14 protein-coding genes are annotated in these 16838 nt (G+C 32.4%); 6 read left to right on the top strand and 8 right to left on the bottom strand.

Going from position 1 to position 16838, the window contains the following annotated elements:
- The 7 genes from rfbB to ACQY56_RS01810 all read right to left on the bottom strand — a co-directional run.
- Positions 1-1016 (bottom strand): dTDP-glucose 4,6-dehydratase (gene rfbB, locus ACQY56_RS01780; protein WP_428743706.1); only part of this gene is annotated, 1016 nt, incomplete at its 3' end.
- Positions 1016-1882, bottom strand: coding sequence for a dTDP-4-dehydrorhamnose reductase (gene rfbD, locus ACQY56_RS01785; RefSeq protein WP_428738929.1), 867 nt, complete (start codon positions 1880-1882; stop codon positions 1016-1018). The genes rfbD and rfbB, both read right to left, overlap by 1 nt.
- Positions 1875-2450 (bottom strand): dTDP-4-dehydrorhamnose 3,5-epimerase, encoded by a 576-nt coding sequence (gene rfbC, locus ACQY56_RS01790; protein ID WP_428738930.1) that lies wholly within the window; start codon positions 2448-2450, stop codon positions 1875-1877. Before rfbC ends, rfbD begins: the two co-directional genes overlap by 8 nt.
- On the bottom strand, positions 2450-3343 hold the full coding sequence (rfbA, locus tag ACQY56_RS01795; RefSeq protein ID WP_428738931.1) for a glucose-1-phosphate thymidylyltransferase RfbA: 894 nt from the start codon (positions 3341-3343) through the stop codon (positions 2450-2452). Before rfbA ends, rfbC begins: the two co-directional genes overlap by 1 nt.
- Entirely contained in the window at positions 3340-4188 is an 849-nt protein-coding gene (locus tag ACQY56_RS01800; RefSeq protein WP_428738932.1) for a glycosyltransferase, read from the bottom strand. Before ACQY56_RS01800 ends, rfbA begins: the two co-directional genes overlap by 4 nt.
- A gap of 36 nt (positions 4189-4224) precedes the next feature.
- On the bottom strand, positions 4225-5223 hold the full coding sequence (locus tag ACQY56_RS01805) for a glycosyltransferase family 9 protein (protein ID WP_428738933.1): 999 nt from the start codon (positions 5221-5223) through the stop codon (positions 4225-4227).
- Between the two features lie 4 nt (positions 5224-5227).
- Positions 5228-6241, bottom strand: a complete 1014-nt coding sequence (locus ACQY56_RS01810) for a glycosyltransferase family 9 protein (RefSeq protein ID WP_428738934.1) — start codon at positions 6239-6241, stop codon at positions 5228-5230.
- 158 nt (positions 6242-6399) lie between these two features.
- On the opposite strand from ACQY56_RS01810, the gene ACQY56_RS01815 reads away from it, so the two are divergent.
- The 6 genes from ACQY56_RS01815 (at position 6400) to lgt (ending at position 15952) form a co-directional block, all read left to right on the top strand.
- Positions 6400-8109 carry an ABC transporter ATP-binding protein gene (locus ACQY56_RS01815; protein WP_428738935.1) on the top strand — a complete coding sequence of 570 codons (1710 nt, stop codon included), beginning with the start codon at positions 6400-6402 and terminating at the stop codon, positions 8107-8109.
- 67 nt (positions 8110-8176) lie between these two features.
- Positions 8177-9223 carry an HD domain-containing phosphohydrolase gene (locus ACQY56_RS01820; protein ID WP_428738936.1) on the top strand — a complete coding sequence of 349 codons (1047 nt, stop codon included), beginning with the start codon at positions 8177-8179 and terminating at the stop codon, positions 9221-9223.
- Between the two features lie 2 nt (positions 9224-9225).
- Entirely contained in the window at positions 9226-12354 is a 3129-nt protein-coding gene (locus ACQY56_RS01825; protein ID WP_428738937.1) for a transporter substrate-binding domain-containing protein, read from the top strand.
- 162 nt (positions 12355-12516) lie between these two features.
- On the top strand, positions 12517-13887 hold the full coding sequence (gene hemN, locus ACQY56_RS01830) for an oxygen-independent coproporphyrinogen III oxidase (RefSeq protein WP_428738938.1): 1371 nt from the start codon (positions 12517-12519) through the stop codon (positions 13885-13887).
- Between the two features lie 5 nt (positions 13888-13892).
- Positions 13893-15179: a (Fe-S)-binding protein gene (locus ACQY56_RS01835; protein WP_428738939.1), complete on the top strand. Its 1287-nt coding sequence runs from the start codon at positions 13893-13895 to the stop codon at positions 15177-15179.
- Positions 15179-15952, top strand: coding sequence for a prolipoprotein diacylglyceryl transferase (gene lgt, locus ACQY56_RS01840; RefSeq protein ID WP_428738940.1), 774 nt, complete (start codon positions 15179-15181; stop codon positions 15950-15952). The genes ACQY56_RS01835 and lgt overlap by 1 nt, the downstream gene beginning before the upstream one ends.
- A gap of 3 nt (positions 15953-15955) precedes the next feature.
- Here lgt and ACQY56_RS01845 read toward each other — a convergent pair whose 3' ends face one another.
- Positions 15956-16441: a DUF2062 domain-containing protein gene (locus ACQY56_RS01845; RefSeq protein ID WP_428738941.1), complete on the bottom strand. Its 486-nt coding sequence runs from the start codon at positions 16439-16441 to the stop codon at positions 15956-15958.
- Between the last annotated feature and the right edge of the window lie 397 nt (positions 16442-16838).

The following is a 16838-nucleotide window of genomic DNA, read 5'->3' on the forward strand; positions in this document are numbered from 1 at the left end:
TTATACTTCTTCAAATACCAATCAACAGTAAGAACAATTCCACTGTCAAAGTTCTCATCCGCTTTCCAACCAAGCTCATTTTCCAGTTTTGTAGCATCAATAGCATAACGTCTGTCATGTCCAGCTCTATCTTCAACGAAAGTGATTAGTTCTTTATAACTTTTGTTGTTTTCTTGTGGAACTCTTTCATCTAAGATTGAACAGATACGATCAACTATTTGAAGGTTTGTTCTTTCATTTCTTCCACCAACGTTATATACATTTGCAACTTTACCTGTATGGTACACTAAGTCTATCCCTTTACAGTGATCAAGTACATATAACCAATCTCTTATATTTTTACCATCGCCGTATATTGGAATATTTTCACTTGCAAGTGCTTTTCTGATGATAGTAGGGATTAGTTTCTCATCATGTTGTTTAGGTCCATAGTTGTTTGAGCAGTTTGTGATTACAGTATTAAGTCCATATGTCTCTTGGTAACTTCTTACTATCATATCACTTGATGCTTTACTCGCAGAGTATGGAGAGTTTGGAGCGTATGGTGTTTCTTCTGTGAAAAGATCACTAGGATCATCTGATAATGTTCCATACACTTCATCAGTAGAGATATGATGGAATCTACAGTTGTTATATTTTTCTTTATAAGTGAATGGTTTTTCCATCCAGTACTTTTGAGCAACATCTAAAAGTGTAAATGTACCATTTACATTTGTTTCTACAAACACTCCAGGATTTTTAATAGAGTTATCTACATGAGATTCTGCTGCAAAGTGAATAACTCCTTGAATGTCATACTCATTAAAGATAAACTCTACTAATTCACGGTTACAGATATCCCCTTTTATAAATTTATATCTAGGATTGCTTTCACACTCTTTAAGGTTTTCCAAGTTCCCTGCGTATGTTAAAAGGTCTAAATTGATTAAAGTATACTCTGGATATTTTTCTAAAAAGTAAGGGGTAAAGTTTGAGCCTATAAATCCTGCTGTACCTGTTAATAAAATTGATTTCATTATCTTCTCTCTCCTAGTTTTTGTAAACACTCATCAAGTGAGTCTTTCCAATATGGAATATTTATATTAAATGTTTGTTTTATTTTTGATTTATTTAGTAAACTATAGTGTGGACGTGTTGCTGGAGTTGGGTACTCTTTTGTTTCAATAGGATTAATTTGACAATCAAGTTTTGCCATACGCATAATCTCTTTTGCAAAGTCATACCAAGAAAGTACACCTTCATTTGAGTAGTGATATATCTCTACACTTTCATTATCGATTTTTGGTAATATCTCTAAGATGGTTTTTGCTAAGTCTTTTGCATAAGTTGGCGTTCCCACTTGATCAAAGATAACACCTAAACTCTCTTTCTCTTTTCCTAAACGTAGCATAGTTTTTACAAAGTTTGCTCCATAAGAGCTATATACCCATGATGTTCTAATGATAATTGAGTTTTTAGGGTTTATCTCTTGTAGTGCTATTTCGCCATCAAGTTTCGTTTTTCCGTAGACTCCATTTGGACTTACGTTATCATCTTCTGTGTATGGCTTAAAGTTTTTACCGTCAAATACATAGTCAGTACTTACATGTATTAGTTTGATGTTATTTGCTTTTGCTAGTTCTGCAAGGTATTTAGTAGCTAGATGGTTTACTTTATTGGCATTTTCAACATCACTCTCAGCTTTATCTACCGCTGTGTATGCTGCACAGTTAATGATAGTATCTATGTTATTTTTTTGGATGTAAGTACTGAGTTGTTCTTTATCTGTAATATCTAAAGATTCTCTATCTGTAAAAAAGTAGTTTGCAGGGAACTCTTTTGAAAGTTCAATTATTTCATTTCCAAGTTGACCGCTTGATCCAGTTACTAGAATATTATTCATAGTAATTGACTCCATACTCAAAGAGATCATTTGTTTCATTTAGTTTAGGTTGTACTTTATCTTTTGCAGAGAGGTTAAGTTTGTCATGTGGTACTTGCCAGTCGATACCGATATCTATATCATTAAATGCAATACCACGATCACACTCTGGGCTATAGTAGCTATCAACTTTATAAGCAAACACTGTATCATCTTCAAGCACTACAAATCCATGAGCAAATCCACGTGGGACTAAAAGTTGTCTTTTATTTTCAGCGCTTAATTCTACTGCTACATGTTTTCCAAAAGTGGGTGAGTTTTTTCTTATATCTACTGCTACATCTAGTACACGTCCTTGTATTACACGTACAAGTTTAGTTTGGGCATGGGGTGGTAGTTGGTAATGTAAACCACGTAGCACTCCATAAGAGCTTTTAGATTCATTATCTTGGCAAAAGTTGATTTTATAACCTAGGAATTCTTGAAGTTTATCCGCGCGAAAAGTTTCTACGAAATAACCACGCTCATCACCATGCACAGTTGGTTCACAAATAACTACATCAGGAATCTCTGTTCTTATAAAGTTCATTATCTCCCCATTCCTCTTGGTTGGTTTGCGCGTTTAATTAAGTATTGCCCATATTGGTTTTTCTTTAATGGTTTGGCTAACTCTAAAAGTTGTTCTTTAGAGATATATCCCATCTCATATGCTATCTCTTCTATACAGGCTACTTTTAATGATTGACGGTTTTCAATAGTTTGTATAAATGAAGATGCTTCTAATAAAGATTCATGAGTACCAGTATCTAGCCATGCGTATCCACGTCCCATTGTTTTTACACGTAAGCGCTCTTCATCAAGGTACATTTGGTTAAGTGTTGTAATCTCTAATTCTCCACGATCAGATGGTTTTACCTCTTTAGCTTTTTTAACTACATCGTTAGGGTAAAAGTATAGTCCTACTACTGCATAGTTTGATTTAGGTTTTTTAGGTTTTTCTTCTAAACTTATAACATTCCCATCTTCATCAAATTCTGCCACACCATAACGTTCAGGATCATTTACATAGTATCCAAATACTGTTGCTTTTTTTTCTTGTTCTGCATTCTCTATACTTTTAGCTAGTAATTTAGTAAAACCATGTCCATAAAAGATATTATCTCCTAGTACTAAACAGGCATCATCTCCATCTAAAAACTCTTCACCAAGTAGAAATGCTTGTGCTAAACCATCTGGAGATGGTTGCACTACATATTCTAGACGCATACCAATTTCCTTTCCACTACCAAGTAAGTTTTTAAAACTTTGTTGATCTTCTGGAGTTGTTATGATAAGTACCTCTTTTATACCTGCTAACATAAGTACTGAAAGTGGATAGTATATCATTGGTTTATCATAGATTGGAGTTAACTGTTTACTTACTCCTCTTGTAATCGGATATAGTCTTGTTCCGCTCCCCCCTGCTAATATTATGCCTTTCACTTCTGTTCTCCTTCATCTAATTTTTCAATTCCATTGATACATACAAAACGATTAGCATCAAAGTTCTTTTTCAAGATTTTATTATTAATTGCACCCTCATTGCTACCAAAACCTTTTTTATGCCACAGATGGTACACATTTGCAATGTTTCTACAAGAGACCACTTCTGTTCCATTAGCACGAAATCTCCAGTTAATATCTACATCTTCTCCAATGGCAGGTAGTTTATAATCTTCATCAAAACCATTTATTGAAAGTATATCTTTTTTAAAACAAGAAAAATTACATCCTATAAGATAGTTGATGTTTTTTTTTGAAATAAAATGCTTAAAAAGAAAGCTATTTGGTTGGATATATACACCATCTTCGTAGTGACGCACCTTATCTTTATGAAGGGAGATAATTCGTCGTACAAAACTGTTAGATAGTTCTTTAATAGTTAATTTTTTATCGTAAAGTTTTTGGCTGTATTTTTGACCAAGCTCAACCCGTTTACCTGCACAGACACGTCTTGGTTTTGCACAACTCAAATGACCCTCAATAAATCTTTCATGAAGAACCACATCTCCATCGATAAAAATCAGGTACTCATTGGATGCTTTTTTAATAGAGTTATTCAGAGCTACATTCTTTCTCCAGCCTAAATCTTCTTGAGTTAAGTGAATTAAGTTAGGGATATTAAGAGTTTGCATAAAAGTTTTCATTTCGGATGAATTACCATCTTCAGAAACAATGATTTCATCTATTTTTATAGACTGGTTTAAAATGGAGTCTAAAACTAGGTCCAATGCTTTTACATTTTTATAAACAGAAATAATAATTGTTGTTTTTATATTTTTAATCAATGAGATAAAGAACCTTTAACTTAAAATATTTTTATTTTACCACACTATAGCTGATTTTACTCTATTGTAAACTAACTCACTAGAGATATTTTTCATACAAATATTTTCTTTACATGCTTTCATGATTTTTGTGTTGTAACAAGGTGAGCACTCTATTTCTAAAGAGATGGGATAAACTTTATTATGGGGTGTTTGATACGGACTATCTGTAATGATATCATTTGGTCCCATAAGTACAAAAACAGGGGTATTAAGTGCTGCCGCAATATGTCCAACAGCAGAGTCTGTACATATAACTCCTTGAGCAAATTTAATTATAGAAGATAATTCTTCAATACTGTTTTTCCCAACAAGATCGATAGTATTACTGGAAAAAGGTCTTAAACGTTCAAAAAAAGTTTGTTCATTTTTTGCTCCAACAATCACTATTTGAATCTCATTTGAAAGCTTTTGAATAAGTTTAGTCCATGAATCGTTTTCCCATGCTCTATGGTTTAAGCCAGAGCGATTTACATGTGAATTACTTGGACTTAGAACCAAATAGTTTTGATTTAAATTAAATTTAGACATAATTTCATCATCTTCTAATGTATGAACTTTTGGATAAGCTTTCGCTAAATTCTCTTGCGAAATTTTTGACTGTAGAAATAGCTTTTGGGCTTCTCCTCGATTGATCTTTTTATCAATTAAAATATCTTCAAATTGAGCACCAATTTTCTCTTTGGCATCAATATTTTCTAAAAGGTCTGTAAATTGACTGCCATATTCAAAGTTAATTAATAAATCGTAGATATTTTGTTTTGAATAAGTAATGATTTTTCTTTTTTCAACACTAAAAAATATTGGAACTTTTTTGTGTTTTAAATGAAAAACTTGATTTACTCTAGGATCATTTTTAAAAAGTTGAGCACTTCCTGGAGTACATACAAAGTCAATTTGTACACTATCCCCATATTGTAAAATTAAAGCATCTATAACACTTGTAGCATAAACAAGATCACCTAAAGCTCCACATCTAACTATAATAACTTTCATTCTTTTATGACCTTAAAGCGATATGATTGCTTATTTGTTTTGCAGTTTCTTGAAGCGAAAACTCATTGATATCAATATTTAAGTTATTTTTCCCTAATGTACCATACGCAATAATAATGGTATGGTTAAATAAACCGATAGATTTTGCTTTAGAAGCTGCAGCTAGGTGTAAAGGTCCTGTATCTGCACTTATATAAGTATCACAAGCTTTAAAAAATGCGCCAAGTTCTCGCAGATTTTTATTTGAATACTCTAAAACATTTTCATTAAGTTTATATGGGACATCTGGGGATAAAATATCTACAAAAATGAGTTCGTTATTATGGTGTTTTAGTTGGTCAATAAGCTCACTCCACCATTCATCTTTTATTTTTTTATCAAATCGTGCATTTCTAAAAATTGCTACTACTTTTTGTGGAATATTAATATTATTGTTTTGTAAGAGAAGTTTTAATGCTTTTTCACCTTGTTCAATCTCTTGTGGAGTTAGTTTGATATCAAGTTCTAAAGGATGTTTATACTCAAAAATACCAAAACCATCAAGAATTTCAAGTGGCTGTAAAGCTGCATGAGAAAAGAACCTTCTATGGGGAACTTTATGTGTAATAGGTACCCAGCTTTTTTCATCTTCAAAACTAAGTGTATATTTTGAATTGATAAACAAAGTAACGATTTGTGAGCTTAAAGAGCGTGAAGCGATGTTTATACAAAGATCATATTGTTTTGCTCGTCCATTTTTTATAAATTTGAATAGTTTGAAAGGGTTTATAAGCAGTTTTCGGGAGATATCAATAATTTGGTCAATATTTGGCATAGGTTGTAAAATTTTGCCCACACTTTGACTTCCTATAAAAAGATCAATTTTTATATTTGGATTTTGTTTTGCAATTTCATTGATTAAAGGTGTTAAAAAAATGATATTCCCTATACGATAATTTGGTCGTATAAGTGCTATAGTTTTTATCTGGTTAATATCCAATAATTCTGTTTGTGCTTTAGGTGGAAAAATCTTAGCCAATAAAGAATTAAATAGTGAATTGAAATTTCTTCTAATTTTTAAATGTAGCGGTATTTTCATCGTTTCTTGGCTCTCCTAATCGTGGAATTGTAGCATAATTTAGGGTAATGGAAGTTGTGATGGTGTAGAATACCTTCAAGATTAAAAGGAGAAAATATTTGAAAGAGATTATTAAACGATTTTGGCCTTATATAAAAGAGTATAAGTTTCATTACATTATGGTGTTTTTTGCAGGATTATTGATAATTGCAGCAACAGCTGGAAATGCACATATTATGAAACCTTTAATGGATGATATGTTCATTGAAAAAAAAGAAGAGATGCTTTATCTAATCCCTTTAGGTCTTATTGGAATTTACTTTACAAAAGCGATAGGAAAGTATTTTCAAACTATTTTTATGGAGTATATTGGGCAGAGTATTATTAGCCGTTTTCGTGAGATACTTTTAGAAAAAATGATATCAATGGATATGGCATATCTGTATAAAAATAGAAGTGGTGAACTTATTTCAAGAGTAACAAATGATATTGCTCGTCTCCAATTTTTTGTTACCAATATGCTACCTGATATGTTTCGTGATCTTTTAGCCGTTATAGCGCTTGTTGGGTATGTTATTTATCTAAATCCACTACTTGCATTTTATACCTTAGTTGTTGTTCCAGTAGTTATAGCACCAATTATGTCGATTGCAAAAAAATTAAAAAAATATTCTCATCGCTCACAGTCAAAAAATGCAGATGTAGTTTCTCGTTTAACAGAAGTGTTTAACAATTCAGAAGTGATTAAAGCAAATGCTACTGAGAAATTTGAAATAGGAAGGTTCTCTGAACAAAATTGGCAATTTTTTAAGATCAATATGAAAACAGTATATGTAGGTGCTATAGTTTCACCTATTTTAGAAATAATAGGTGTAATTGGACTTGCAACAGTTATCTATGTTGGTGGGCGTGAAGTATATGATGCAAAAATGACTGTTGGAGAGTTTACTGCTTTTATTACTGCTGTGATTTTATTATTTGAGCCAATTCGTAAACTAGGAGGGACATATTCGAAGATTCAAGATGCTCTTGCAGCTAGTGAACGTGTTTTTGAAGTACTCGACCTTGAACCACAAATAAAAAGTGGTTCGAAAATGCTTGAAGATAATATTCATACAGTTGAATTTAATGATGTATCTTTAATGTATGAAGATTCGTATGCATTACAAAATGTAAATGTAACTATCAAAGAGGGACAAAATATAGCTCTTGTTGGTGATAGTGGTGGTGGAAAGTCTACATTTATATCAATGTTACTTCGTTTTTATGATCCCGACAATGGTGTTGTAAAAATCAATGGCGAAGATATCAAAAATTATGAGCTAAATTCTTTAAAGCATCATATAGCTTTTGTTACACAGCGTATCTATATTTTTCAAGATACATTAGCCGCTAATGTTGCTTATGGGGAAGAACATATAGATGAAGAAAAAGTGATGCAATCTTTAAAATTAGCAGATGCACTTAGTTTTGTCAATGAACTTGAAAATGGAATCCACACTATGATGAGTGAAGCTGGAACAAATCTCTCTGGTGGACAGCGTCAACGTATAGCAATTGCACGTGCTATTTATAAACACTCTTCACTTATCCTTTTTGATGAAGCAACATCAGCACTCGATAATGAAACGGAAAAACGTATTCAAGCAGCGCTTAATGAATATACAAAAGATAAGATTACAATTACTATTGCACATAGACTTTCAACGATTGAACATGCAGATACAATTTTAGTGATGCAAAAAGGAAAAATTGTGGATAGTGGGACACATACACAATTACTTGAAAACTCTGAAGTGTATCAAAAACTAGCGGGAAAATTTGCATAATTTTTCATTGAAATAAATTTTTTTGTGATATAATCGTTACTCTTATCTCTAAATACAGGGGAGTTTCATGGAGTTTTCATATAACGTCTTAATTGTTGATGATATAAGTGACAATATTAAAGTCGCGATGAATATTTTAAAAGAAAATAATTATAATTTTTCTTTCGCAATGAATGGAAAAGAAGCATTAGAGATTATAAAAACAAAACAATTTGATCTTATCTTACTTGATATTATGATGCCTCAGATGAATGGTTTTGATGTTTGTGAGGTCTTGAAAAAAGATCCAAAAACGCAAGATATTCCTATCATATTTTTAACTGCAAAAGCTGATCTTGATTCTATAGCACATGGTTTTAAACTTGGTGCAGTGGATTACATCACTAAACCTTTTTATGCGGAAGAATTGATTGCTAGGGTCACTACCCATTTAGAACTTTATAAAGCAAAATCTATTTTAAAACAAAACAATCTTGATCTAAGTGTCAAAGTTATACAAAGTGAACAAAGATTTTTAACTGAGCTTGAAGAGACGCAAAAAGAGATCATTTATCTTTTAACAGAATTAATGGAATCAACTTCTGATGAAACAGGAAAACATATTAAAAGAGTTGCCGAGATATCAAAACTTTTAGCAATATTACATGGAACACTTTCACAAACTGAAATCAATGAAGTTTTTTACGCTTCCCCTTTACATGATATAGGCAAGATTACTATTCCACATGAGATTTTAGAAAAACCTGGAAAATTGAGTGCAGATGAGTTTAAAATCATGCAAAAGCACACTACAAATGCACATGATTTTTTAAAGAGTTCTAAAAGACGTTTAATGAAAGCAGGGGATATTATCGCATATGAGCACCATGAACATTGGGATGGAAATGGATATCCACAAGGTTTAAAAGGTGAAGAGATACATATCTATGGAAGAATAGTAGCTCTTGCAGATGTTTTGGATGCCTTAGCACATAAGCGTGTATATAAAGAAGCTTGGAGTTTTAATGATTCTGTTACGTATATTCTCGATAAAAAAGGGACACAGTTTGACCCTTATTTAGTAGAGCTTTTTGAGCAAAATTTATCAAAATTTGAAGAGATTATTCAAGAGTAAAAATGAAACTATTTTTTCGTTTTGTTTTTCTTTTTTTCCTTTTTATGAGCACACTCTTTGGTGCGCTCTCTTTTACTAATGAAGAAAAAGTATATATAAAAAATCATCCAAAAATTATTCTTGGAAGTGATTATAACTGGCCGCCATTTGATTTTGTAGATAAACAAGGAAAACATACTGGACTCTCAGAAGATTTTATACGTTTAGTTGAGAAAAAAAGTGGACTAAAAATTGAGATTAAAACAGGGGTGTGGTCTCAAATATTAGAAGAGATGAAATATAAACAACTTGATGGATTGGTATGTGCGGTAAAAACACAAGAAAGAGAACAGTATCTTAACTTCTCAGAACCTTATGTAAACGTACCGATGATTATTATCACACAAAGGGGAAAAAAGATATCTTCTATGGAAGATTTAGTTGGTAAGACAGTTTCTATAAATAGGTCTTCATATATCCATGAATGGCTAAAAACAAAATATCCAAAACTAACATTGCTCCCCTCATCTTCAAATGAAGAGTCACTCGAATGGGTCTCTTTAGGTAAAGCTGATGCATATGTTGGAAACTTAGCTGTTGGAACCTATATCATCAATAAAAATTTGTTAAGTAATCTGCATATTGCAGCTAAATTACCAGATTTTTCAACAGCTGTAAGCATAGCAATCGATAAAGACAAAACTACTCTTTATAATATTATTCAAAAATCTTTTGCTGATATTACATTTAATGAGACACAGGCTATCAAAGCAAAATGGAGTAAAAATTTTGATTTTGGAAATGATAATGAACGAATCAATTTGACTCAAAAAGAGAAAAAATGGATTCGTCAACATCAGACAATACATTATGTTATAGATAACCACTGGGAGCCAGTAGAATACCTTTCAAAAGAGACAAACAAACACTCTGGAATGACGAGTGATTATTTGAAACTGATAGAAAAAAAAACAGGTTTACATCTTGTAAGAGAATCAACTACAACATGGGGAGAAAGTGTCGAAAAAATAAATACGCGTCAAGCAGATATGTACTCTTGTGTTATGGAGACTCCATCTAGAAAGAAAAAAGTAAATTTTTCAAAACCTTACATAGTGATGCCTCAAGTTTTTGTTACAAGAAAAGAGACACCGTATATTACTGATATTCATGAGCTATATGGAAAAAAAGTTGTGCTTATTAAAGGGTATGCAATAAGTGAAATTGTGCAAAAAGAGCATCCCCAAATCAAAGTTATTTTGGTAGAAGATATTATTGAAGCTTTGAAAAAAGTTATACAAGGTGAAGCATATGCCTATATGGATTTACTCCCAGTAGTAAGCAATTATATTCAAAAACAAGGGTATGCAAATTTAAAAGTTTCAGGGATTAGTACGTATAACTTGCAGATGAGAATGGCACTTAGAAACGATTGGGATAAAACAGGGATAGATATTTTAAATAAAGCGATAAACGCTATCTCTGAAGAACAAAGAAATCAAATTTATAACAAATGGGTGAAAGTTAAGTATGAAAAACGTATTGACTATACGATAGTTGTAGAGATAGCCGCAGTTTTTTTACTTCTTATTGCTGCTTCACTGTTTTGGAATAGAAAACTGAGTTTAGAGATAGCAAAAAGAAAAAGTGCAGAAAAAAAACTTAAAGAGGTAAATAAAAAGCTGATAGAAGCTACAAATATCGCTGAAAGTGCAAGCAAAGCTAAGTCAAATTTTTTATCAAATATGTCCCATGAGATTCGCACACCAATGAACTCTATACTAGGTTTTGCAGAGCTTTTAGATGAAAAAGTAGAAGATAAAAAGTTAAAATCTTTTATAAAAACTATTCGCTCTTCAGGAGAGAATCTTTTAATTCTTATCAATGATATTTTAGACCTTTCAAAAATAGAATCTGGTAAGGTTGAGATCATTCATCAAAAAACAAATTTAAGAAAAATTCTTAAAGAGAGTGTTGCACTATTTTCTTTACAAGTAGAACAAAAAGGGTTGACACTTGAGTTACAAGTAGATGAAAAGATCCCAGAGGCAATTATCAGTGACGCTATTCGTTTAAAACAGATACTTATCAATCTTCTAGGAAATGCTCTAAAGTTTACTGATGAGGGGTTCATAAAAGTTATTGCAAAAGTGCAAAAAACAGATGAACATTTAAGTCAGGTAGATATAGTGATAGATGTCATTGATAGTGGGATAGGTATCGCTAAAGAATCTCAGGAAAAGATATTTAATGTTTTTGAGCAACAAGAAAATCAAGACATTAAAAAATATGGTGGGACAGGACTAGGTCTTGCCATTTGTAAAAAACTAGCCATTTTAATGGATGGAAGTTTAGAGGTACAAAGTAAAGTGGGCAAAGGTTCAGTTTTTACTTTAACATTACGAGGGTTGCCTATCGCTTCTTTACACGATGTGCTTCAAGAGGAAGATGTAGAGATAAACTCCATAGAGTTTGAAGGTGCAACAATTTTGGTTGTTGATGATATAGAACAAAATAGACTACTTATAAAAGAGAGTTTTGATGGTACTACAGTTAAAGTTATTGAAGCAGTTGATGGAGAAGATGCAGTAGCTAAAGTAAAAGAGACGAGTTTTGATCTTATTTTGATGGATATTCGTATGCCAAAACTTGATGGGTATAGTGCCACAAGAATTATTAAAGAGGATTTTGATATTCCAATCATCGCACTTACTGCTTCCGTGATGCAAAAAGATTTACAAAAGTTTAAAAAGCAGCGTTTTGATGGATATCTGCGTAAACCAGTTTCAAGAACTCAGCTTTATAGTGAGTTAAAAAAATTTTTACCATACAAAAAAATACAAACTGCAATAATAGAAGAAAAAGTAGAAGTTGAGAATATAGAGGATTTAAAGCTATTTTTAGATGCTTTGGAAGTTAAAGTGATGTCAGAATATAAAACTGCACAAACAAGCAATGATATCGGTCTCATCTCCCAGTTTGCACAACATCTTGAAGAGATTGCACTGCAACATAAAATTGAGTATATGCAAAAATATTCACAACATCTTCTTGATAAAATTGAAACTTTTGATATTCAAGAGATTTCTTTGATGCTAAAAGAGTTCAAAAAAATTGTAAAAGAACTCTCAACTATGATAGAAAAACAGTAGTTTTTAGATTTAATCGGTTTATTAACAATATTTAGAGATAATCCCGAGGTGCATTGGCGTTTTTAAGAGCTAAAAACAAGAGGACAAATCCTCCCTACGGTCTGAGCCTCTTATTTTTACCTCTTAAAAACTATAAATTAAAATATACAAGAGGAAGCAGCCATGTCATTAGACTTCGCAAAATTTATAAAATACTCAAAACCAGGACCAAGATATACATCATACCCAACAGCATTGGAGTTTAGTGATAGTTTTGGTTATGATGAGTATTTAAACAAGTTAGCAAGTCAAGATGATGCTCGTCCTTTAAGTTTGTACTTTCATCTTCCTTTTTGTAAAAATGCGTGTTATTTTTGTGGGTGTAATGTTGTTTTTACATCTAAAGAGGACAAAATGCTTCGTTACATTGAGTACTTAAAACGTGAGCTAAAAATTCTCTCAGGACATCTCAATATGAAACGTGAAGTGATTCAGATGCACTTTGGTGGGGGTACGCCTACTTTTTTCTCAGCCGATCAGCTCAAAATTATAATTGACGAGATCAAATCTTACTTTCCAAATTTTGCCAAAGATGCTGAGATTTCATGTGAGATTGATCCGCGCCACATTGATGAAGATCAGATGCGTGTAATGAGTGAAGCTGGGTTTAATCGTGTAAGTTTTGGTATACAAGATTTTAATGAAAAAGTACAAGTTGCAGTACACCGTGTACAGCCTTACAATATTACAAAAAACGCAATGGATTTAGCCAGAAAGTACAACATGGTTTCTGTTAATGTTGATCTAATTTACGGACTTCCATTTCAGAACTTAGAGACTTTCAAAGAGACATTAGAATTAGCACTAACATTAAACCCAGATAGATTTGCCGTATTTAATTATGCTCATGTTCCATGGTTAAAGAAAACTATGCGTAAAATTGATGAAACAACCTTGCCACAACCTGATGAAAAACTCCAAATTATGCAGTATACGATCGACTACTTAACAAGCAACGGCTATAATATGGTTGGGATGGATCACTTTGCAAAACCTGATGATGAGCTTTTTAAAGCGATTGAAAAAGGGGAATTACATAGAAATTTTCAAGGCTATACTACTAAAGGCGGAGCTGATTTAATTGGTGTTGGTCTTACTTCTATCGGTGAGGGTGTAGATTATTATGCACAAAACTTTAAAGATATGAAATTGTATGAAGCAGCTATAGATGAGGGAAAACTTCCATTTGAGCGTGGGGTTGTTTTAAATGAAGATGATCTTATTCGCCAATATGTGATTATGGAGTTGATGAGTAACTTTAAACTTGACATTAAACGTTTTGAAGCAGAGTTTAATATCAACTTTAAAGAGTATTTTAAAGATGCGATTGAGCAATTACAAACTTTTGCTGCTGAGGAGCTTATAACAATCGATGATGAAAAAATTGAGTGTAGTCAAACAGGTACACTACTTATCAGAAACATTGCAATGCCATTTGATGCGTATATGCACCAACATGCTGGTAGTAAAAAAACATTTTCTAAAACGGTATAGATAGAGTGAATAAAAAGTTAGAAGAGATATTTAATTTCGATCAAACTGCAGATGATTGTGTCAAATGTGGGAAGTGTATCCCCGTTTGTACCATTCATAAAGTTAATGCAGATGAGGTAACCTCTCCTCGTGGATTTATTGACCTTTTAGGTGCATATAAACGTGGGAAACTAGAGCTTGATTATAATGCAAAAGATATTTTTGAGAGCTGTTTTTTATGTACAAACTGTGTAGATGTATGTCCAAAATCACTCCCAACGGACATGGTTATAGAACAAGCTCGTGCAGATATCGCGAAAAAATTTGGAATCGCTTGGTATAAAAAAGCATTTTTCTTACTTTTACGCCACAGATGGCTAAATGATCTTGCTTTTAAACTTGGCTGGGTGTTTCAAACATGTGGTTTTAAAATCCAAGCTGAAATTGATTCAATGAAACCAAGATTTTCATTGCCGATGATAAAAGCAGATAGACTGCTGCCAAGTTTGCGTAAAACCTCTTTTTTAAATTCCTATCCTGAAGAGATTGATAATGGTGGTAAGCGTAAAGTAGCCATTTTTATAGGATGTTTAGGAAACTACAACTATAAGTCAATTGGAGACTCTCTTTTAGAGATTTTAGATACTTTAGGGATTGATGCATTTTTGGCAAAAGATCAAAAATGTTGTGGGGCTCCTGCATATTTTACAGGTGATTTTGATACTGTTGAATATAATGCAAAACATAACATCAGATATTTTGAATCTTTAGGTGATGATATTGAAGCGATCATTGTTCCGGAGGCTACTTGTAGTGCAATGTTAAAGATCGATTATGAACATTTTTTCCACGATCAGCTAGATTGGCGCTCCCGTGCAAAATCTGTAATGTCAAAAGTATATATGGCTACAGAGTGGTTACAACACCATACTGAGCTAGAAAAAGTTTTAGAGTCTAAAAGACAAAATACTCACATTGTAACGTATCATGACCCATGTCATGCAAGAAAGATGCAAGGGGTGTATCAAGAACCAAGAAATCTTATCTCCAAAAACTATAAAATTGTTGAGATGAGCGATCCAAATGCTTGTTGTGGATTTGGTGGAATTACGATGCAGACTGAAAAGCACCATTTTGCAAAAGCAGCAGGTGCACCAAAAGCAGCAATGATTGAGCAAACTGGTGCAGAGATTGTAAGTGCAGAGTGTAGTGCATGTCGTATGCAGATTAACGCTTCAATGAGTTATGCAGGGAATGAAAAAACTGTGTTTAAAAATCCAATAGAATTAATTGCTGAGGCTCTAAAAAAATAATGGAGTATTTTATCTGGAATGCTGATCCTGTAGCTTTTTCTTTTGGTGAGATGAGTGTATTTTGGTATGGGATTTTGTTCGCACTTGCTATGTTATCTGGTTTAGAGATTATGAAATGGATATACAGATATGAAAAACTAAATTCTCAGCAACTAGATACAATCTTTTTATATGTAGTGATTGGGATAGTTATCGGTGCAAGATTGGCACACTGTTTTTTTTATGAACCAGCGTATTATTTAGCGCATCCTTTAGAGATATTGTATGTTCATAAAGGTGGATTAGCCTCACATGGTGGTGGGCTTGGTGCATTAATTGGGATATATGTATACAAACGAAAATATACATTGAATTTCATCTGGTTTTTAGACAAAATTGCAATTCCAACAGCTATTTTTGCTTTTTTTGTTCGTCTTGGAAACTTTATGAATTCAGAAATTTTAGGACGTTCAACTGATCTACCTTGGGCGATAGTTTTTGCAAGAGTAGATAATATACCTCGTCACCCTGCACAACTGTATGAAGCTTTTGCATATCTATTTATAGCGATTTTACTTTTTATCATCTATATTAAATCTCAAAACAGATTAAAAGATGGCTTTTTATTTGGTCTGTTTTTAGTTTTAGTATTTATTGTGAGGATTTTAGTTGAGTTTGTTAAAGTAAGACAAGCTGATTATGCAACAGATATGATGTTTTCAACTGGGCAATATTTGAGTGTTCCATTTATTTTAATTGGTGCATATCTTATGTATAGAGCACTAAAAAAATAAACTTTATTTTTCTTTACGCTCTTTTTTCTCTTTTTCTACAGAGCCTTTCCAAAGATAATTTACGAGAAAAAATCCAAGTAATGAACCAAAAATTGAATACAAGGCTGTACCAAAATATAGTGGTATAAAGATATCATCAAGATTATTTGAAAACCATTCAAGAGTGAGTTCAACACTTTGGGGTTGCATACCTAAAATATACGAACCTGTTAAATACTCTATATAATACATCGGCGGCATAGTAAAAGGGTTGCTTAACCAACACATAGCTAGAGCAATTGGGACATTGAAACGGAAAAATGGTACAAACAGTAAAACTGCTGCCATCTGCATAGGCATGGGGATGAAAGCTATAAATATCCCGATAAGGACTCCTCGTGCAATCATTCTTCGATTTCCGGAGAGATATTCACGAGGAATTTTATATTTTTTTATAAAGTCATTGAGTTTTTTATTTTTTGTTGTTTTTTTGAGCGTTCTTCTGAGCATATAATTAAACTTAAAATTTTTTGTTGATTATACTCTGATATTTCTTTATTTTTGTTCGATATAAAGATAGAGTAGATTATTTAACTGCAAGAATAGATAATCTGAATGTAAAGGTGTGTAAAAACTACTCAAAATTTTAAAAAATGATATACAACATTTAGAAGTGATAACATATTTATATTCCTTTGTTAATGTATAACTTAAAAAAACAATATATATTGAGAAAAGTTATGAAACTTATAGACCTAAAAAAAACCATCAACCAAGAGACCCAAGGACGCCTAAGACTGCTAGGGAGCCAAAGTAATGAGAATGAGTTTATAGTTGATGGGAGTTTCAGCATTTATAACGTAGAGGGGTTTAGTGCAGTAAATAAAGCCTATGAGTTTCATATCAC

It is taken from the genome of Sulfurimonas sp. (assembly GCF_050296975.1).
Lineage (GTDB): Bacteria > Campylobacterota > Campylobacteria > Campylobacterales > Sulfurimonadaceae > Sulfurimonas.

What these genes read in the sequence shown, in the direction of transcription:
- rfbD (WP_428738929.1), bottom strand. Translation starts at nt 1,882, where the DNA reads ATGAATAATATTCTAGTAACTGGATCAAGCGGTCAACTTGGAAATGAA.
- rfbC (WP_428738930.1), bottom strand. Translation starts at nt 2,450, where the DNA reads ATGAACTTTATAAGAACAGAGATTCCTGATGTAGTTATTTGTGAACCA.
- ACQY56_RS01805 (WP_428738933.1), bottom strand. Translation starts at nt 5,223, where the DNA reads ATGAAAGTTATTATAGTTAGATGTGGAGCTTTAGGTGATCTTGTTTAT.
- ACQY56_RS01820 (WP_428738936.1), top strand. Translation starts at nt 8,177, where the DNA reads ATGGAGTTTTCATATAACGTCTTAATTGTTGATGATATAAGTGACAAT.
- ACQY56_RS01825 (WP_428738937.1), top strand. Translation starts at nt 9,226, where the DNA reads ATGAAACTATTTTTTCGTTTTGTTTTTCTTTTTTTCCTTTTTATGAGC.
- hemN (WP_428738938.1), top strand. Translation starts at nt 12,517, where the DNA reads ATGTCATTAGACTTCGCAAAATTTATAAAATACTCAAAACCAGGACCA.
- lgt (WP_428738940.1), top strand. Translation starts at nt 15,179, where the DNA reads ATGGAGTATTTTATCTGGAATGCTGATCCTGTAGCTTTTTCTTTTGGT.
- ACQY56_RS01845 (WP_428738941.1), bottom strand. Translation starts at nt 16,441, where the DNA reads ATGCTCAGAAGAACGCTCAAAAAAACAACAAAAAATAAAAAACTCAAT.